Source organism: Uliginosibacterium paludis (genome assembly GCF_039631355.1).
Lineage (GTDB): Bacteria > Pseudomonadota > Gammaproteobacteria > Burkholderiales > Rhodocyclaceae > Uliginosibacterium > Uliginosibacterium paludis.
Genome location: NZ_JBDIVF010000016.1, coordinates 16,631 through 33,750 on the forward strand (window position 1 = coordinate 16,631; position 17,120 = coordinate 33,750).

At 66.5% G+C, this 17,120-nt stretch carries 16 protein-coding genes; 6 read left to right on the top strand and 10 right to left on the bottom strand.

Features of this window, described 5'->3' with window-relative positions; translation table 11 throughout:
• The first annotated feature begins 65 nt into the window (after positions 1 to 65).
• Positions 66 to 821 (top strand): SDR family NAD(P)-dependent oxidoreductase, encoded by a 756-nt coding sequence (locus ABDB87_RS19730; protein ID WP_345930309.1) that lies wholly within the window; start codon positions 66 to 68, stop codon positions 819 to 821.
• A 39-nt stretch (positions 822 to 860) separates the two neighbouring features.
• Here the strand turns inward: ABDB87_RS19730 and ABDB87_RS19735 are convergent, their stop codons facing one another.
• From ABDB87_RS19735 to ABDB87_RS19750, 4 genes are all read right to left on the bottom strand, one after another.
• Entirely contained in the window at positions 861 to 1,211 is a 351-nt protein-coding gene (locus ABDB87_RS19735) for a DUF805 domain-containing protein (protein ID WP_345930311.1), read from the bottom strand.
• A gap of 93 nt (positions 1,212 to 1,304) precedes the next feature.
• A complete protein-coding gene (locus tag ABDB87_RS19740) occupies positions 1,305 to 1,667 on the bottom strand; it encodes a DUF805 domain-containing protein (protein WP_345930313.1) in 363 nt (120 codons plus the stop codon).
• 120 nt (positions 1,668 to 1,787) lie between these two features.
• Positions 1,788 to 2,936, bottom strand: coding sequence for a metallophosphoesterase (locus tag ABDB87_RS19745; RefSeq protein ID WP_345930315.1), 1,149 nt, complete (start codon positions 2,934 to 2,936; stop codon positions 1,788 to 1,790).
• Between the two features lie 122 nt (positions 2,937 to 3,058).
• Positions 3,059 to 3,493, bottom strand: coding sequence for a DUF805 domain-containing protein (locus ABDB87_RS19750; RefSeq protein ID WP_345930317.1), 435 nt, complete (start codon positions 3,491 to 3,493; stop codon positions 3,059 to 3,061).
• Positions 3,494 to 3,671: 178 nt separating this feature from the next.
• On the opposite strand from ABDB87_RS19750, the gene ABDB87_RS19755 reads away from it, so the two are divergent.
• A complete protein-coding gene (locus ABDB87_RS19755; protein WP_345930319.1) occupies positions 3,672 to 4,547 on the top strand; it encodes an EamA family transporter in 876 nt (291 codons plus the stop codon).
• A gap of 18 nt (positions 4,548 to 4,565) precedes the next feature.
• Here the strand turns inward: ABDB87_RS19755 and gabT are convergent, their stop codons facing one another.
• The 6 genes from gabT to ABDB87_RS19785 form a co-directional block, all read right to left on the bottom strand.
• Positions 4,566 to 5,873: a 4-aminobutyrate--2-oxoglutarate transaminase gene (gabT, locus tag ABDB87_RS19760; RefSeq protein ID WP_345930321.1), complete on the bottom strand. Its 1,308-nt coding sequence runs from the start codon at positions 5,871 to 5,873 to the stop codon at positions 4,566 to 4,568.
• A gap of 37 nt (positions 5,874 to 5,910) precedes the next feature.
• Positions 5,911 to 7,368, bottom strand: a complete 1,458-nt coding sequence (gene gabD, locus ABDB87_RS19765; protein WP_345930323.1) for an NADP-dependent succinate-semialdehyde dehydrogenase — start codon at positions 7,366 to 7,368, stop codon at positions 5,911 to 5,913.
• A 51-nt stretch (positions 7,369 to 7,419) separates the two neighbouring features.
• Positions 7,420 to 8,250 (bottom strand): ABC transporter permease, encoded by an 831-nt coding sequence (locus ABDB87_RS19770; protein WP_345930325.1) that lies wholly within the window; start codon positions 8,248 to 8,250, stop codon positions 7,420 to 7,422.
• Positions 8,251 to 8,263: 13 nt separating this feature from the next.
• Positions 8,264 to 9,532, bottom strand: a complete 1,269-nt coding sequence (locus tag ABDB87_RS19775; protein WP_345930327.1) for an ABC transporter permease — start codon at positions 9,530 to 9,532, stop codon at positions 8,264 to 8,266.
• 157 nt (positions 9,533 to 9,689) lie between these two features.
• On the bottom strand, positions 9,690 to 10,739 hold the full coding sequence (locus ABDB87_RS19780) for an ABC transporter substrate-binding protein (RefSeq protein WP_345930328.1): 1,050 nt from the start codon (positions 10,737 to 10,739) through the stop codon (positions 9,690 to 9,692).
• A gap of 40 nt (positions 10,740 to 10,779) precedes the next feature.
• On the bottom strand, positions 10,780 to 11,895 hold the full coding sequence (locus ABDB87_RS19785; protein ID WP_345930329.1) for an ABC transporter ATP-binding protein: 1,116 nt from the start codon (positions 11,893 to 11,895) through the stop codon (positions 10,780 to 10,782).
• 151 nt (positions 11,896 to 12,046) lie between these two features.
• On the opposite strand from ABDB87_RS19785, the gene pdxR reads away from it, so the two are divergent.
• The 4 genes from pdxR (at position 12,047) to ABDB87_RS19805 (ending at position 17,107) form a co-directional block, all read left to right on the top strand.
• Positions 12,047 to 13,549, top strand: a complete 1,503-nt coding sequence (pdxR, locus tag ABDB87_RS19790; protein ID WP_345930332.1) for a MocR-like pyridoxine biosynthesis transcription factor PdxR — start codon at positions 12,047 to 12,049, stop codon at positions 13,547 to 13,549.
• A gap of 185 nt (positions 13,550 to 13,734) precedes the next feature.
• Positions 13,735 to 15,051 (top strand): enoyl ACP reductase FabMG family protein, encoded by a 1,317-nt coding sequence (locus ABDB87_RS19795; RefSeq protein ID WP_345930334.1) that lies wholly within the window; start codon positions 13,735 to 13,737, stop codon positions 15,049 to 15,051.
• Between the two features lie 145 nt (positions 15,052 to 15,196).
• Positions 15,197 to 16,030 carry a helix-turn-helix transcriptional regulator gene (locus ABDB87_RS19800; protein ID WP_345930336.1) on the top strand — a complete coding sequence of 278 codons (834 nt, stop codon included), beginning with the start codon at positions 15,197 to 15,199 and terminating at the stop codon, positions 16,028 to 16,030.
• A gap of 99 nt (positions 16,031 to 16,129) precedes the next feature.
• Positions 16,130 to 17,107 (top strand): MBL fold metallo-hydrolase, encoded by a 978-nt coding sequence (locus tag ABDB87_RS19805; RefSeq protein WP_345930338.1) that lies wholly within the window; start codon positions 16,130 to 16,132, stop codon positions 17,105 to 17,107.
• Positions 17,108 to 17,120: the final 13 nt, after the last annotated feature.

The window sequence follows — 17,120 nt, forward strand, 5'->3', positions numbered from 1 at the left end:
ACCAATAGACTGCGTCCATGCCTGCCGGAACGCAGGTCATCCACACATCACTCAAGGAGTCCGACATGAAACGAATTGCTCTCATCACCGGCGGCAGCCGGGGTCTTGGCCGCAACGCCGCCCTCAAGCTCGCCGCCCGCGGGGTGGACGTGGTGCTCACTTTCCGCAGTCAGGCGGCGGAAGCCGCAGCGGTGGTCGCCGAAATCGAGTCCCTCGGCGGCAAGGCCGTCGCACTGCCGCTCGATACCGGCAAGCTGGCCGGCTTCCCGGCCTTCATCGAAACGCTGCGGGCACGCCTGCGCGAACACTGGGGCCGGGAGCAATTCGACTTCCTGCTCAACAACGCCGGCACCGGCCTGCATGCAAGCTTTGCCGAGACCACCGAAGCCCAGTTCGATGCGATGGTGAATGTGCATCTGAAGGGCGTGTTCTTCCTGAGCCAGGCCCTGCTGCCGCTGATCGCCGACGGTGGCCGCATCCTGAATGTGTCGTCCGGCCTCGCCCGCTTCTCCTACCCCGGCTACACGGCCTACGCGATGATGAAGGGCGGCATCGAGGTGCTCACGCGCTACCTGGCGAAGGAACTCGGCCCGCGCCGGATTGCGGTGAACGTGATTGCGCCGGGGGCGATTGCCACCGATTTCGGCGGTGGCATGGTGCGCGACAACCCGCAGCTGAATGCCGCCATCGCCGGCCAGACCGCACTGGGCCGGGTCGGCGAGGCGGATGACATCGGCTACGCCATGGCCCTGCTGCTTTCCGACGAAGCCGGCTGGATCAACGGCCAGCGCATCGAAGCCTCAGGCGGCATCCATCTGTAAGCAGGCGGGGCGGCGGCAAGCCGCCCTGCTGCCCGGGGCTCAGGCCTGCAACGCAGGCCCGAAAGGGTTGAACCATTCCTCGCCGCGTTGCGCGGCCATGAAGAGGAAGAGCAGGCCGCCGACAACGGGCAGCAGGCCGAGCAGCACCCACCAGCCGCTGCGGCCAGTGTCGTGCATGCGCCGCACACCGACGGCCAGCGCAGGCAGCAGCACGACGATCTGGAAAGCCGTCATCAGCCAGCCGAAGACGGCCAGCCCGGTGATCGCGCCGGCAAGCTGCAGGCCCAGCAGCACCGCGGCATGAAAGGCGAACCAGAGCCAGAACTCGCTGCGGCAGGAACGCCCGTGAAAATCAGCCCAGCGCCTCAGGGTAAAACGGATGCTGTTCATGATGAATGCCCCTGTCATTGACGGAACGACCGGAAGAAACCCGCCAGCCAATGCTGAAGGAATGTGCCCGGCAGAGGGAGGCCGACAGCCTTTTCAGGCAGCCGGGGCAACTCCGTAGCGGTTTCCACCCATCTGGCTCTGCTGGGCCATGAAGTACAGCAGGGTGATCGTGCCCACCAGCGGCACCAGCTGGAACAGGATCCACCAGCCGCTGCGGCCGGTGTCATGCAGGCGGCGGACTTTCAGGGCCAGAAACGGAATGATGGTCAGCAGGCCGAACACCCCGGCCAGCACACCGACCTTGCCGGACATCATCATCAAGTTGTAGTGGTGGTCGATCTGCTGGAGCACGATGCCCGCGATCATCGAGAAGACCAGGAAGAGCCAGAAATCGCGGCGGTTCGAGCGGCCGGCAAAATCCGTATAGCGACGGTAGGCTGAAACGATGGCATTCATGTGCGACTCCTTCAGGCAATTGAAAACTGATGGCGTCAGCATAGGAGCCCGCACCGGCGCGGTGAAGCCGGAAGGATGTCAGAGTGTGACGCCGGCGTGCCTGAATCGTGACGAATGCTTTCAGGCCGGAACCAGCGTGAGGCAGGTGATCTCGGAAGGTGCGCCGAAACGCTTGGGCGGCCCCCAGTAGCCGGTGCCGCGGCTGACATAGACCCAGAGTTCCTGGATGCGGTGCAGCCCCGCGGTGAAGGGCTGCTGCAGCGGCACGAAATGATTCCACGGCCAGAACTGGCCGCCATGGGTGTGGCCGGAGAGCTGCAGGTCGAAACCGGCCTGGGCGGCCGCACCGGCGCTGCGCGGCTGGTGTGCCAGCAGCACGCTGACCGCCTCGGGCGCTGCGCGAAGCGCAGCAAGCGGATCGCTGCGGTGGCTCTCGTAGAAGCCCCCTGCGCTGTAATCGGTCACGCCTGCCAGCACCAGCGGCGCGCCGTCATGATCGAGCACCACATGCTCGTTCATCAGCACGGTGAGGCCGAGCCGGCGCATCTCGTCGATCCACTCCGGCGCGTTCGAGTAATACTCATGATTGCCGGTCACGAAATAACTGCCATGGCGTGACTGCAGCCCCGCCAGCGGCTGGGTGTGCGCAGCCAGATCCCTGACGCGACCATCGACCAGATCGCCAGTGATGGCCACGAGGTCCGCCTGCAGGCCGTTGACGCGACCAACGATGCGCTCAAGGTAGTTGCGCTTGATCGTGGGGCCGACATGGATGTCACTGATCTGTGCGATGCGAAAGCCGTGCAACGCGGGCGGCAGGTTGCGCAGCGGCACCTCCACCTCGACCACCCGGGCCAGCCGGCGCGCGTTGAAGAAGCCCAGCACGCTGACGAGCAAGGCGGCCACCAGCACGAGCTGTGCGGTGTCCGCCATGAAGGCGGGCGGCAGCGGGCTGATCGACAGCGCCCCCTCGATTGCCGAGAGCCCCAGCAGGAAGACGTCGCGCAGCAGGGTGAAGACCAGCAGCGAGGAAAAGAGCCCCATCGCCAGCATCGCGACCCAGCTCAGGCGATCGCGCCAGGCAGGCGCCATGCCTTCACGCAGCACCAGGCTCAGCGGCTGCAGCAGGGTGGAGGTGGCCAGGAGCCCCCAGCCCAGCGCCGACAGCGGCGCAGGCAAGCCCAGCACCGGAAAGAGACGCAGCCCGATATAGGCATGCAGCAGACCCAGCACGAGGCCGGCAAAAACCAGGAAACGCAGGCGTGGCATGAAACGGCATCCTTACGGCGCGGCCACCGCAGAGGCGTGGCCTGAATGTGTCAGATGGTGTCGGCGGGTGAAGCTTCAAGTACGCACCGCGGACTTATTTGTCCGCCGCGCGGCCGCAGGGTTCAGTCCGCACACCAGGACCAGGCCGGGCCGAAACTGTTGGCGCGGTCTTCGCCGCGCTGCGCCGCCATGATCAGGAACAGCGCAATGCCGAGCGCCTGCAGCAGCGCTGGCAGGATCCAGAGCAGTCCGGGCTCGCCCGGCAGGCTGAACACCAGCGCCCCGAGCGCGCAAGGCAGGGCCGGCATCAGCACGCTCCAGCCACTGCGACCGGTGTCGTGCATGCGGCGCACGCTCACCGCCAGCGAAGGCAGGAGCAGGCATGCCGCAAGGCCGCGGACGAGCCAGGCCGCCAGCTCGCCCGGCAAAAGCACGGAAAGCAAGCACACCGCGAACAGCACCAGCATGCCGGCGACATGAAAGATCCAGTATTCGCTGCGGCTGGCGCGACCGCGAAAATCCATGCCATGACGCAGGGTATGCAGGATGCTGTTCATCGCTCGGACTTTCACGGGCAGGAGGGACACTCTGAGCATAGGCGTCCGCCGCAACGGGCGTTGAACGGATTGGCAAGAAAATGTTTCGGCAGACAGCCGGTCGCGCGCCGGCTTGATGGTTCGACCGCCCGCGGCAAAGCCCCTAGAATGCCGCTTCGCAGACCGCTTCCCCGACCCGATGCGCACGCCTTCCCCCGATTCTTCACGCCCGCTGCTGGCCGCCAGCGCGGTGCTGCTGGCACTGGCCGCACAGAACATCGGCGCAGCCTTCGCCAAGCAGCTCTTTCCGCTGGTGGGCGCAGAAGGCGTCACCGCGCTGCGGGTGGGCATCTCGGCCGCCATCCTGCTGGCCCTCTGGCGGCCCTGGCGGCGTCTGCCCTCGCGGCAGGACGCGCGCAACCTGCTGATCTACGGACTTGGCATGGGCTGCATGAATCTCTTCATCTACCACGCTTTCGCCCGCATCCCGATCGGCATCGCGGTGGCGATCGAAGTGTCCGGCCCGCTGTCGGTCGTGCTGTTCGCCTCAAGACGGCCGCGCGACTTCGCCTGGCTCGCCTGCATGGTCATGGGCCTCACGCTGCTGCTGCCGATCACGCGCCATGCGAGCGCGCTGGATCCGGTCGGCGTGCTGTGGGCGATTGGCGCCGCGGTGTGCTGGGCGCTCTACATCGTGTTCGGCAAGCGCGTGTCGCACATCGAGAGCGGCCATGCGGTGGCCTGGGGCATGACGGCGGCCGCGCTCTTCGCGGTGCCGCTGGGTGTGAGTCACGCGGGCAGCGCGCTGCTCTCGCCCGTGATCCTGCTGACCGGGCTGACGGTGGCGGTGCTCTCCAGCACCCTGCCCTATTCCTTCGAGATGATGGCGTTGCGCCGCCTGCCGCGCCGGGTGTTCGGCATTCTGGTAAGCGCGGCACCCGCCATTGCCGCGCTGGCCGGCTGGCTGATCCTGGATGAGCGACTGGGCCTGCAGCAATGGCTGGCGATTGCTCTTGTCATGTTCGCCTCGGCCGGCAGTGCGGCCACCACAGATCGCTCTGCGGCGGCCGCGTGAGGGCAGGTCGGGAAGTCTTCAGCCTGCGGTCACTGCCGCCAGCGATGCCTCGATGATGTCGAGACCTTCGTCGAGCAACTCGAAGGAGATGGTCAGCGGAATCATGATGCGCAGCACGTTGCCATAGTTGCCGCAATTGAGCAGCAGCAGGCCACGTTTCGCGGCTTCGTTCTTGAGCGCGGTGGCGATATCGGCGGCAGGGCTTTCCGGCTTGCCGCCATGGCAGAACTCCACCGCCGTCATCGCGCCGAGACCGCGCACTTCGGCCACGCATGAAAACCGCGCCTTCAGTGCGCCGAGGCGGCTCCGCATGTGTTCGCCAAGTTTCATCGCGCGCTCGGTGAGCTGCTCTTCCTCGATCACGTCCAGCACCGCATGCGCGGTCGCCACCGCCACCGGATTGCCGGAATAGGTGCCGCCCAGCCCGCCGGGGCCCGCCGCATCCATGACATCGGCCTTGCCGACGATGCCGGAGATCACCATGCCGCCGCCCAGACCCTTGGCGGTGGTAAGGATGTCGGGCTCGATGCCGTGATGCTCGATGGCGAAGAGCTTGCCGCTGCGGGCGATGCCGCATTGCACCTCATCGACGATCATCATGATGCCATGAGCATCACAGAGCTCGCGGATGCCGCGCAGGAAGCTGGTGCTCGCCGGAATGTAGCCGCCTTCGCCCTGCACCGGCTCGACGATGATGGCCGCCACCGTGGCCGGATCGATATCCCACTTGAACAGACGCTGGATCGCGGCGAAGGACTCGGCTTCGCTGATGCCGTGCAGCGCATCCGGATAGGGCACGTGATGGATGTCTCCGGCAAACGGGCCGAACTTCAGCTTGTAGGGATCGACCTTGCCGGTCAGCGCCATGGTGAACATCGTGCGACCGTGAAAACCGCCACCGAATGCAATCACGCCGCGCCGCCCGGTGTAGGCACGGGCCACCTTCACAGCATTCTCGACCGCTTCGGCGCCGGAATTCATCAGGAAGGATTTCTTCGGCGTGGGGCCGGGCACCGCGCGGTTGAGGCGCTCGCACAGCGATACATAACCTTCATAGGCCACCACCTGGAAGCAGGTGTGGGTGTAGGCATCGAGTTGTGCCTTCGCGGCCTCGACGATCTTCGGATGACGGTGGCCGGTGTTGAGCACCGCAATGCCGGCGCAGAAGTCGATCCAGCGGCGGCCTTCCACGTCCCAGATCTCGGCGTTCTCGGCGCGCGCGGCGAAGATCGCATGCGCCTGGCCCACGCCGCGCGGCAGCGCTGCGGCACGGCGGGCCATGAGGTCGGCATTGCTGCCGGTCTTGAGATCGGTGACTGCATTCATGTTCGGTTTCTCCGGTGTAAGGAAGCGCGGGGTCTGCTCAGCGGATGCCGCCGATGCAGACGTATTTCATTTCGAGGTAGTCATCGAGGCCGTGGCGCGAACCTTCGCGGCCGAGGCCGGAAGACTTCACGCCGCCAAAGGGCGCGATCTCGGTCGAGATGAGGCCGGTATTGACGCCGACCATGCCGTATTCGAGCGCTTCGGAAACGCGGAAGATGCGCGCCACGTCACGGGCGAAGAAGTAGGAGGCGAGGCCGAACTCGGTGTCGTTGGCCATGCGGATGGCATCCGCCTCGTCCTTGAAGCGGAACAGCGGCGCGACCGGTCCGAAGATTTCCTCGCGCGCCATGCGCATGGCCGGTGTCACGTCGGCCAGGATCGTCGGCTCGTAGAAGCTGCCGCCCAGCGCATGCGGCTTGCCGCCGCAGACGACGCGCGCGCCCTTGTCGAGCGCATCCGCCACCAGCTCGGTGACCTTGCCGAGCGCGCCGGCATCGATCAGCGGCCCCTGGCTCACCCCCTCTTCCACGCCATTGCCGACGCGCAGCTTCGCCACCGCGGCGGCCAGCTTCGCGGCAAAGGCTTCATAGACGCCGTCCTGCACCAGCAGGCGGTTGGCGCACACACACGTCTGGCCGGCATTGCGGAACTTGGACACGATCGCGCCCTCGACCGCGGCATCCAGGTCGGCGTCATCAAACACGATGAAGGGCGCATTGCCGCCCAGCTCCATCGAGAGTTTCTTCACAGTGGGCGCGCATTGCGCAATGAGCTGCGCGCCGATCTCGGTGGAGCCGGTGAAGGAGAGCTTGCGCACCACCGGGTTGGCGCACAGCTCGCCACCGATGGCAGCCGCCGAGCCGGTGACGACGCTGAACACGCCGGCCGGGATGCCGGCGCGCTCGGCCAGCACGGCGAGTGCCAGCGCCGAATACGGCGTCTGCGAAGCGGGCTTGAGCACCATCGTGCAGCCGGCGGCCAAGGCCGCGCCCGCCTTGCGGGTAATCATCGCAGCCGGGAAGTTCCAGGGCGTGATCGCCGCGCAGACACCGACCGGCTCCCGCGTGACCAGGATGCGCTTGTCCGCACCATGCGGCGGAATGATCTCGCCATAGGCGCGCTTGCCTTCTTCGGCGAACCAGTCGAGATAGCCGGCGGCATAGGCGATCTCGCCGCGCGCTTCGGCCAGCGGCTTGCCCTGTTCGCTGGTCATGATCAGGGCCAGATCGTCCTGGTGGGCCATCAGCAGTTCATACCAGCGGCGCAGCAGGCGGCCACGCTCGCCGGCGGTCTTCGCACGCCACAGCGGCAGCGCGGCATTCGCCGCATCGATGGCACGCTTCGTCTCCGCCGCGCCCATCTTCGGCACGCTGCCCAGCGGCGTGCCGTCCGCAGGATTGCTCACGGTCAGCGTGGCGCCGCTGTCGGCATCGCACCACTGACCGTTGATGAAGCACTGCGTGCGGAGAAGGCTGGGGTCCTTGAGGTTCAGCATGAGTCTTGATTCCTTTTCTCTGTGGTTCGGGCGCCGGAGCGCCCCGGCATGTCAGTGTCCGACCGCGCCTCCGCGCAGGCGTTCGCTGCGCCGGCGCAGCCATTCGAGCGCGATCAGCATCAGCGTGGACAGGAGGGTCATGATGGTCGCCACGGCGGCAATCGCCGGGCTGATGTTTTCGCGGATGCCGGCGAACATCTGGCGCGGCAGCGTGGTCTGCTCCGGGCCGGCGAGAAAGAGCGTGACGACAACTTCGTCGAAGGAGGTCCCGAAGGCAAAGAGCCCGCCCGAGATCACGCCCGGTGCCACCAGCGGCAGGGTCACACGGAAGAAGGTGGTGAGCGGATTCGCCCCCAGGCTCGCGGCGGCGCGCACCAGGTTGTAATCGAAACCCTCCAGCGTCGCGCTGACGGTGGTGACCACGAAGGGCACGCCCAGCGCGGCATGCACCAGGATCAGGCCGGGATAGCTGCCCGCCAGCCCGACCGGCGCGAAGACCAGATAGGTCGCCACGCCGACGATCACCACCGGCACCACCATCGGCGAGATCAGGATGGAGGTCAGCAGCGCCTTGCCGGGAAAGTCGATGCGCGAGAGCCCCACCGCGGCGGGTGTGCCGAGCGCCATCGCCAGCAGCGTGGCGAAGGGCGACACGATGCAGCTGTTCACGAAGGCCTGCCGCCAGGTCGGCGAGCTGATGATTTCGTCATACCAGCGCAGCGAGAAGCCGGACATCGGATAGAGCAGGAAGGAGTCCGCGTTGAAGGACAGCGGCGCGATCACCAGCACCGGCAGCATCAGGAAGAGCAGCACCAGGCCGCAGAAGCCACGCAGGCCGTAATGCCAGATGCGTTCGGCAGGAGAAGCAAAGGGAGCGAGCATCGTGATCCTTCCTTCAGCGTGCGCGGGCCGCCATGCCCTGCGAACCGGCAAGGCGGGCGTAGACCATGTAGAGCAGCAGGGTGGCGGCAAACAGGATCGCGGAGAGCGCGGCGGCCATGCCCCAGTTGATGGTCTGGTTGGTATAGAAGGCCACGAAGTAGCTCGCCATCTGCTCGCTCGGGCTGCCCAGCAGCGCCGGCGTGATGTAGTAGCCCATGCAGATGATGAAGACCAGCAGGCAGCCGGCCGTCACGCCCGGCAGCGCCTGCGGGAAATACACCCGCCAGAAGCTGCGGAAAGGCGGGCAGCCCAGCGACAGGGCTGCGCGCATGTAGGTCGGCGAAATACCCTTCATCACGCTGTAGAGCGGCAGGATCATGAAGGGCAGCAGGATGTGCACCATCGCGATATAGACGCCGGTGCTGTTGAAGGCGAGCTGCAGCGGATGATCGATCAGGCCGAGCCCGCGCAGCGCCTGATTCACCAGGCCCTCGGTCTGCAGCAGAACGATCCAGGCGGCCACGCGCACCAGGGTCGAGGTCCAGAACGGCAGCAGCACGAAGATCAGCAGCAGGTTGGCCTGGCGCGCCGGCAGGGTCGCCATCAGATAGGCCAGCGGAAATCCCGCCAGCAGGCAGATCACAGTGACGACGAAAGACATGCCGAAAGTCCGCAGCATGACATTCACATACACCGCCTGATCGTCGCCGACATGCACGATCCGGCCGTTCTCGTCGTACTCGCGGTCGAGCGCGGCGAGCAGATGGCGCGCGGTATAAGGCGACGCATTGCGGGCAATGAGTTGCCAGCTGGCCAGCTCACCCCAGCGCGCATCCGCGGCGACGAGCGCTTCGCGCGCCGACTGACCCGCCTCGGGGGGCATGTTGCGCGCACTGCGCAAGACCAGCGAGCGGAAGCCCGGTTGTTCCATGTTGAGGCGGCTGGCGGCGGCGGCCAGCGCTGGCGTGCCCTTGGCGGCGGCGAAATCGGCGGCCAGCGCGGCAAACACCGCGTCGTCCGGCAAGGCCTTGCCATCCCAGCGATTCAGCGCGGCACTGGTGGCCGGCAGCGCGCCCAGCACCTCGGGGTTGTCGATGCTGCGCTTGAGCAGCGCGGCAATCGGCCAGACGAAACTCAGCAGCAGGAAAAGCGCCAGCGGCAGGATCAGCGCACCGTACTTGAGCTTGCGGACGCGCTCGGCGCGCGCCAGCCGGCGCTTGAGCGGAAGCGTCTGCGGCTCGGCCGCCGGCGTGGCGGGCAGGATGGCGGTGAGTTCGGTCATGCCGGTGTCCCGTGTTGCTGGAAATGACATTCGTATTTTTCGGCGTGCGCGGGCAAGGCCCCAGCCCTGCCCGGCGGGATGAATCCGGCACCGTGCCGCGCTACGATCAGGCGAAGCGCTTTGCGCTGCGGGCAGGCCGGATTCATCCTGACGCGCCTTACTTCGCGGCCCAGGCGTTGAAGCGTTGCTCCAGGTCTTCGCCATGCTCGACCCAGAACGCGGTGTTGCTGGCGAGCGCGCCCTTCATGTTCTGCGGTGCGGTCGGCAGCTCGGCCGCCACGGCCTTGTCCACCAGCGCCGTGCCCTTCACATTGGTCGGGCCGTAGGGAATCTCGCCGGCAAAGACCTTCTGGTTCTCCGGCTTGCTGGCGAAAGCGATGAACTTGTAGGCCTCGGCCTTGTTCGGCGTGCCGACCGGAATGCCCCAGGAGTCGAAGTCATAGATGTTGTTGGTCCAGCTGATGCCGAGCTTCTTGCCCTCCTTCTGGGCGGTGGCGATGCGGCCGTTGTAGGCGGTGCTCATGACAACGTCACCCGCGGCGAGCAGCTGCGGCGGCTGCGCACCGGCTTCCCACCACTGGATGCTGGGCTTGATCTGGTCCAGCTTCTTGAAGGCGCGCTCGGCACCGGCCTTGGTGCCAAGCACCTTGTAGACCTCTTCCGGCTTCACGCCGTCGGCCAGCAGGGCGAACTCGAGCGTGAACTTGGCGGTCTTGCGCAGGCCGCGCTTGCCGGGGAATTTCTTCAGGTCCCAGAAATCCGCCCAGGTCTTCGGCGGGGTCTTGAGCGTTTCGGCGTTATAGGCCAGCACGGTCGACCACACGAAGATGCCGATGCCGCATTCCGACACGGCGGCCGGCACGAAGTCCGCCTTCGGGCCGATCCTGCTCATGTCGAGCTTTTCATACAGACCTTCCTCGCAGCCACGCGCGAGTTCGGGCGATTCGACCTCGACCACGTCCCAGCTCACGTTCTTCGCTTCGACCATGGCTTTCACCTTGGCCTGCTCGCCGGTGTATTCGCCGGCGATGATCTTGCCGCCGGTGGCTTTCGTGTAGGGCTCGTAGAAGGCCTTCACCTGGGCCTTCTGGTTGGAGCCGCCGAAGGAGATGACGGTCAGGTCGGCGGCCCGGGCAACGCCGGCCAGGGAAAGAAGCGCGGCGCACAACACAGCCGGCTTGCGGAAGGATGAAGCGGTACGGATCATGAAGCTCTCCTGGAACAGGGGATTGCGAGGGTCTGGGAAATCATTGGCCGGGCGCGGGTTCGAGTGCGCGCAGCTGGCCGGGATCGATGCCGACATGGATCGCGTCACCGGTGTCGAAGCGGTGCTTGTGCTGCGCGGCGGGCGCCTTGACCATGATCTGGCGGCGGCCGGCAAGCTCCACCCGCACGCGCAGGTGGTCGCCCAGATAGGTGATCTCGCGCACATAGCCGCCGAGCCGGTTGGCGCAGCCGAGCGACTGCACGTTGAGCTGGATGCTCTCGGGCCGCACCGAGAGCACGGTGCGCCGGCCCTCACCCACCGGGTTGCCGAGCGAGGCCTGCACGCGCTGGCCGCTGTCGAGCTTCACCGTGCACAGGCTGCCCTCGACGGATTCCACCGTGCCTTCGAGCGCATTGTTCTCGCCGATGAAATTGGCCACGAAATTGTTGGCCGGCAGTTCGTAGAGCGTGGCCGGGTCGTCGATCTGCTGGATCACGCCCTGGTTGAAAACCGCGATGCGGTCCGACATCGTCAGCGCCTCGCTCTGATCGTGCGTCACGAAGACCACGGTCACGCCCAGCTCGCGCTGCAGATGCTTGATCTCGAGCTGCATGTGTTCGCGCAGCTGCTTGTCGAGCGCACCGAGCGGCTCATCCATCAGCACCAGTTCCGGATCGAAGACCAGTGCGCGGGCCAGTGCGATGCGCTGCTGCTGGCCGCCGGAGAGCTGCTGCGGATAGCGGTCGCCCAGCGCGCCGAGCTTGACCATGTCGAGCGCGCGGCTCACCTTGCGGTCGATGTCGGCGGCCGGCAGCTTGCGCACCGAAAGCGGGAAGCGCAGGTTCTCGCGCACCGTCATGTGCGGGAAGAGCGCATAGTTCTGGAACACCATGCCGATGTTGCGGCGATGCGGCGGCAGGCGGTTGATGACCTGGCCGTTGAGCCGGATCTCGCCGGAGGTGGGCGTCTCGAATCCCGCCAGCATCATCAGGCAGGTGGTCTTGCCGGAGCCCGACGGCCCCAGCAGGGTCAGGAATTCGCCGCGGCGGATGGCCAGATGCAGATCGCGCACGATCAGCGTCTCGCCGTCATAGGTTTTCTGCACGCCCTCGAAACTCACATGGGTTTCGCCAGCGGGATGTTCGGTTCTGCTCATGCGGCCTTCTCCGGTCGATCTGCCGGAAAGCGGCGGCCCACGGGCCGCTGATTCCGGAAGTCCTGCACATGGATCCCATCCTAGGGTAATAATTGGCTCCAGCCGGAACCACTTCGGCACGATTCGAAGGAACCACTTTGAGCATCCGATCATGGACAGGCAGCTGATCTGCGAACTCGTGCGCAAGCGCCTTGAAACGCAAGCATCGGGCCAGCTGCTGCACAACCAGCTCTATCTCGCGCTGCGTCAGGCCATTCTCGACGAGCAGCTGCAGGGCGGCGACCAGCTGCCCTCCACCCGCCAGCTGAGCCAGGAGCTGGGAGTGGGCCGCAACACGGTCGTGCGCGCCTATGAGCAGCTGCTGATGGAAGGCTATCTGGAAGGCCGCCAGGGCTCGGGCTCCTATGTGTCGGAAACGCTCAGCGGACGGGAGACCTTCAGCGCACAGAAGCGCCTGATCGGCACCCGCCGCGAGGGGCTCTCGCGCCGCGGCAACCAGATCGCCAGCCATGCGACCAGCAGCACCATCCAGCGCGGCGCCTTCATCCCCGGCGTGCCGGACACCGACCTCTTCCCCTTTGCGACCTGGAAGCGCCTGGTGATGCGCCACATGAGCCGCGACAAGGGGCGCCTGCTCGATTACTCGGGCAGCGGCTACGGCCCGCTCAAGTCGGCGATTGCGGAATACCTGGGCGTGTCCCGGCTGATGAGCTGCCAGCCGCAGCAGATCCTGATCCTCAATGGCTCGCATCAGGCGCTGGATCTCTGCGCGCGCATGCTCTGCGACAGCGGCGACCGCGCCTGGATCGAGGAACCGGGCTACTGGGGGGCGCGCAACGTGCTGCGTGCGGCTGGTCTGGAAACCGTGCCGATCGCGCTGGATGAAGGCGGCATGGCGCCGCAGCCGGCGGACTGGCTGCATCCGCCGCGCCTGATCTACGTCTCGCCGTCCAGCCAGTACCCCACCGGCACGGTGCTCTCGCTGGAGCGCCGGCTGGCCCTGCTCGAAGGCGCCGACAGCACCGGTGCCTGGATCATCGAAGACGACTACGACAACGAGCAGCATTATGACAATCGCACGGTCGCGTCCCTCTTCGGCCTCTCGCGCAAGCAGCGCGTGATCTATCTCGGCACCTTCAGCAAGGTGATGTTCCCGGGCCTGCGCCTGTCCTACATGGTGCTGCCGGAAGACCTCGCCAACGCCTTCCAGATCGGCAACTCGGAGCTCTACCGCGGCGGCCGCCTGATCGAGCAGGCCGCGCTGGCCGAATTCATCGCCGAAGGCCACTTCAGTGCGCACATCCGGCGCATGCGCCAGGTCTATCGCGAACGCCGCGATGTGCTGCAGGCCGCGATGACCCATCATCTGGGCGACGCGGTGTCAGCCTCCGGCGGGCATGCCGGGCTGCAGCTGCTCTATCACTTCAGGGAGCCGGTGGATGACGCGATGGTCGCGACCCATGCGCTGGCCCAGGGTCTGGTGGTGCGCCCGCTGTCGATGTATTACCAGGGGCGGGAAGCGCGCCGCAACGGCATGAACCTCGGCTATGGCGGCGTGCCGGTCGAACGCATCGAAACCGCGGTGCCGCTGCTCGCCCGGGTCGTCGAGGAGCGCCTGCGGGCCGCCCGCGGCCTGGCCTCGCGCCCGGCCTGAAGCAGCGCGGGGCCGCGGCAGCCGTTCGGCGGCGTGTGTGAGCTGACGGAGCCATTTCCGCAAGCTGCGGTAGAATCCGCGCCCTGACCTGCCTCGCACGCCGTGACTGCTCCCGTGCGGCAGACCCGATTGTCAGCCGGATTCCAGGCGGCCTCCCGCGAGGCAGCCCCTCAAGAGGAAAGACCATGAGCGCACCTGTCGCACTGAGAAAACTGTCCGACCAAACCGTCTTCAGGAAGGGCGATGTCTTCGTCCTGTTCGGCGAACTCTTCGGCCGTGGCTACGCCAACGGTCTGGTGAACGAAGCCCGCGCCGCCGGCATGACGCTCATCGGCATGACCGTGGGCCGCCGCGAAGCCGACGGCAGCCTGCGCCGCCTGAACGAAGAGGAACTCGCCACGGCGGAAGCCAACCTCGGCGGCCGGATCATCAACGTACCGATGATGGCCGGCTTCGACCTCGACGCCCCGGCCGGCACGCCCACCGTGACCGCAATGGCCAACGAGATGGGGCTGAAGACCTGGCAGGAAGACAAGCTCGACTGGGCACAGGTCGAAGCCTGCCGCGCCCTGGGCGTGGCCCGTTTCAAGGCTGCGGTGAGCGAAGCGATGAGCCAGCTCGAAGGCATGATTCCGGCCGGCGCCAATGTGTTCTTCGCCCACACCATGGCCGGCGGCCTGATCAAGGCCAAGGTCTTCCTCGCGATTGCGAACCGCATCTACAAGGGTCGCGGTGAGCGCTTCATGTCCTCGCGTGCGCTGATCGAATCCGATCTGGGCAAGCTGAACCTGATGAACTTCGACGAAGTCACCGCCAACACCTTCCAGTACCTGATCGACGGCTCCGAGGCGATCCGCGCGAAGGTCGAAACTGCAGGCCAGTCGGTGCGCTACACCGCCTATGGCTACCACGGCACCGAGATCCTGATCGGCGGCGAATACCACTGGCAGACCTACACCAACTACACCCAGGGCTACGCCAAGAAGCGCCTGGAAGACATCGCCCGCGCGGCGTGGGACAAGGGCGTGAAGGCCACCGTCTTCAACTGCCCCGAGATCCGCACCAACTCGTCGGACATCTTCGTCGGCGTGGAACTCTCGCTGGTGCCGCTGCTGAACGCCTTGAAGCGTGAAGGCTGCAGCGCCTGGGGTGAAGCCCAGTGGGCCGCCTGCCAGGCCCTGCTGCAGGACGGCCACTCGCTCGACGCCGTGCTCGCCCAGCTCGATGCCTACAACCAGGATCCGGTAATGGTCGGCTTCCGCAATTTCGACGCCTGGCCGATGGACAACACGCCGGAGCTGGCAGACCGGATGATCGGCACCGCCGAATCCATCACCGCGCTGCACCGCGACGGCAAGGCACTCATCACCGACCACCTCTCGGCGCTGGTGATCGAAGCCACCGGCCCGCTGATGTTCAACGAAGCCGCCCAGCCCTCCGCACCGGTGCTGTGGCTCTCCCATGACGTGATCGCCAAGCAGCTCGCAAAGCTGCACGCCTGATCCGGCGAACGCCCCACGCAAAACAGCCCGCACTCTGGCGGGCTGTTTCGTTTCGGGGGCGCCTTGCGCGCTTGCGCCCCCGGCGCGCGGACGCCACGCCTGGCCCGCGTGCTATCGTGAAGACATCCGATTGCCTGCTCCGCTCATGGCCGACACGACCTCCCCCGCCCGCCAGCTCCTTCTGCGCCTCGAAGAACTCGCCGCGCAGCAAGGCGAGCTGCCCTGCATCTGCGTGCGCGCCGTCCATGCGCATCACATCAAGTCGGTGGAGGTCGCCCGGCCGATGCTGGTGATTCCGCTGCGTGGTCTCAAGCGCGCACGCGAACGCGGTGACTGGCTGCGCGTGCCGCCGGGGCAGTTGCTGCTGGTGCCGGGCGCGCGAAGTCTGGATATGGAAAACATTCCGGATGAATCGAGCGGAGACTACGCCGCCATCGCCATCGGTCTGGAGGCGCCGGTGCTGGATGCCGCCCGCCAGCTGCTGCCGCAACGCGGTTTCAGCGAGCCCGGGCCGATTGCCAGCGTGGCGCTCGACGCGCTCGCACCGGCCCTGATGAACTGGCTGGAGGCGCTGCAGCTCGGCGAAACCGTGTTCGCCTGCCATGCCATGAGCGGCGTGGTGCTGCGCCTGCATGCACTGGGCTTTGCCGGCCTGCTCACGCCCGAAACACTGGATCTGGCGGGACAGATCCGCGCCATGGTGTCCGCCGAGCCTGCCCGCGAATGGAGCTCGGGCGATATCGAGCATGCGCTTGGCATGAGCGGCGCCACGCTTCGCCGCCAGCTTGCCGCCGCCGGCACCTCGCTGCGGGAACTGATCGCCGGCGCCCGTCTGGCACAGGCGCTCACCCTGCTGCAAAGCACGCGCCTGCCGGTGAAATCGGTCGCGATGCGGGTGGGTTATGCGTCCACCGCGAGTTTCAGCAAGCGCTTTGCCGAACGCTACGGCGTGGAGCCCTCCCGCGTCGGCAGTCTCTGAACGCTTCGCGTGCCAGTCTGAGCGTTTCGCGCCGCGGGCAGCTTCTACACTGGTTTCATGCTGCTCCGGCGGCCGTCTTTCGAGAAAAGGAAACCAGACATGTCCCACGCATCCCGCCTGCTTCGGCGCGGCCTCGCCGCGGCCGGCCTCGCGCTCGCCGCACTCGGCCTCCAGGCCGCCCCTGCCCCGGTCAAGACCCAGGTGCCCGGCTACTACCGCTATGCCAACGGCGATTTCGAAGTCACTGCGCTGTATGACGGTTACATCGACCTCGGCACCTCGCTGCTCAAGGGCCTGCGCGCACCGGAAATCCAGAGCCTGCTGGCGCGCATGTTCATTGAGCACAGCAAGGGCGTGCAGACCGCGGTGAATGCCTATCTCGTGAATACCGGCGAGCATCTGGTGCTGGTGGACGCCGGCGCTGCCAGCTGCTTCGGCCCCAGTCTGGGTCAGGTGCAGGACAACATCCGCGCGGCCGGTTACAAGCCGGAAGAGATCGACACGGTGCTGCTGACCCACCTGCATCCGGACCACCTCTGCGGCGTGCTCGACAAGTCCGGCCAGCCGGCCTTCCCGAATGCCACGCTGTGGGCCTCCCAGGGTGACGCGGATTTCTGGCTGAGCGAGAAAGTCGCCGCGGCCGCCGCGGACGATGCCAAGCCCTTCTTCCGCATGGCGATGGATGCCGTGAAGCCCTATCAGGCCGCCGGCCATTTCATGAGCTTCAAGCCGGGCGAGGCGCTGCTGCCGGGCGTGAGCGTCGTGCCGACGCCGGGCCACACGCCGGGCCACAGCTCCTACCTCTTCAGCTCCGGCAAGCAGAAGCTGCTGCTCTGGGGTGACATCGTGCACAGCCACTCGGTGCAGTTCCAGCATCCGGAAGTTTCGCTGGAATTCGATGTGGACCAGAAGCAGGCGATAGCCACGCGCAAGGCCTTGTTCCAGCAGGCGGCGAATGCCGGCTGGGCCATCGGTGGCGCCCACCTGCCCTTCCCCGGCCTGGGTCATATCCGCAAGGATGCGAAAGGCTATGCCTGGGTGCCGGTGGAGTTCGGCCCGATCCGCAGCGACCGCTGAGCGCGCGCCTCCG

Bases quoted from the DNA above. Each gene is read 5' to 3' on its own strand.
- ABDB87_RS19740 (WP_345930313.1), bottom strand. From the start codon at position 1,667: ATGAATGCCATCGTTTCAGCCTACCGTCGCTATACGGATTTTGCCGGC.
- ABDB87_RS19730 (WP_345930309.1), top strand. From the start codon at position 66: ATGAAACGAATTGCTCTCATCACCGGCGGCAGCCGGGGTCTTGGCCGC.
- ABDB87_RS19745 (WP_345930315.1), bottom strand. From the start codon at position 2,936: ATGCCACGCCTGCGTTTCCTGGTTTTTGCCGGCCTCGTGCTGGGTCTG.
- ABDB87_RS19785 (WP_345930329.1), bottom strand. From the start codon at position 11,895: ATGAGCAGAACCGAACATCCCGCTGGCGAAACCCATGTGAGTTTCGAG.
- pdxR (WP_345930332.1), top strand. From the start codon at position 12,047: ATGGACAGGCAGCTGATCTGCGAACTCGTGCGCAAGCGCCTTGAAACG.
- gabT (WP_345930321.1), bottom strand. From the start codon at position 5,873: ATGAATGCAGTCACCGATCTCAAGACCGGCAGCAATGCCGACCTCATG.
- ABDB87_RS19780 (WP_345930328.1), bottom strand. From the start codon at position 10,739: ATGATCCGTACCGCTTCATCCTTCCGCAAGCCGGCTGTGTTGTGCGCC.
- ABDB87_RS19805 (WP_345930338.1), top strand. From the start codon at position 16,130: ATGTCCCACGCATCCCGCCTGCTTCGGCGCGGCCTCGCCGCGGCCGGC.
- ABDB87_RS19750 (WP_345930317.1), bottom strand. From the start codon at position 3,493: ATGAACAGCATCCTGCATACCCTGCGTCATGGCATGGATTTTCGCGGT.
- ABDB87_RS19770 (WP_345930325.1), bottom strand. From the start codon at position 8,250: ATGCTCGCTCCCTTTGCTTCTCCTGCCGAACGCATCTGGCATTACGGC.
- gabD (WP_345930323.1), bottom strand. From the start codon at position 7,368: ATGCTGAACCTCAAGGACCCCAGCCTTCTCCGCACGCAGTGCTTCATC.
- ABDB87_RS19800 (WP_345930336.1), top strand. From the start codon at position 15,197: ATGGCCGACACGACCTCCCCCGCCCGCCAGCTCCTTCTGCGCCTCGAA.
- ABDB87_RS19735 (WP_345930311.1), bottom strand. From the start codon at position 1,211: ATGAACAGCATCCGTTTTACCCTGAGGCGCTGGGCTGATTTTCACGGG.
- ABDB87_RS19795 (WP_345930334.1), top strand. From the start codon at position 13,735: ATGAGCGCACCTGTCGCACTGAGAAAACTGTCCGACCAAACCGTCTTC.
- ABDB87_RS19755 (WP_345930319.1), top strand. From the start codon at position 3,672: ATGCGCACGCCTTCCCCCGATTCTTCACGCCCGCTGCTGGCCGCCAGC.
- ABDB87_RS19775 (WP_345930327.1), bottom strand. From the start codon at position 9,532: ATGACCGAACTCACCGCCATCCTGCCCGCCACGCCGGCGGCCGAGCCG.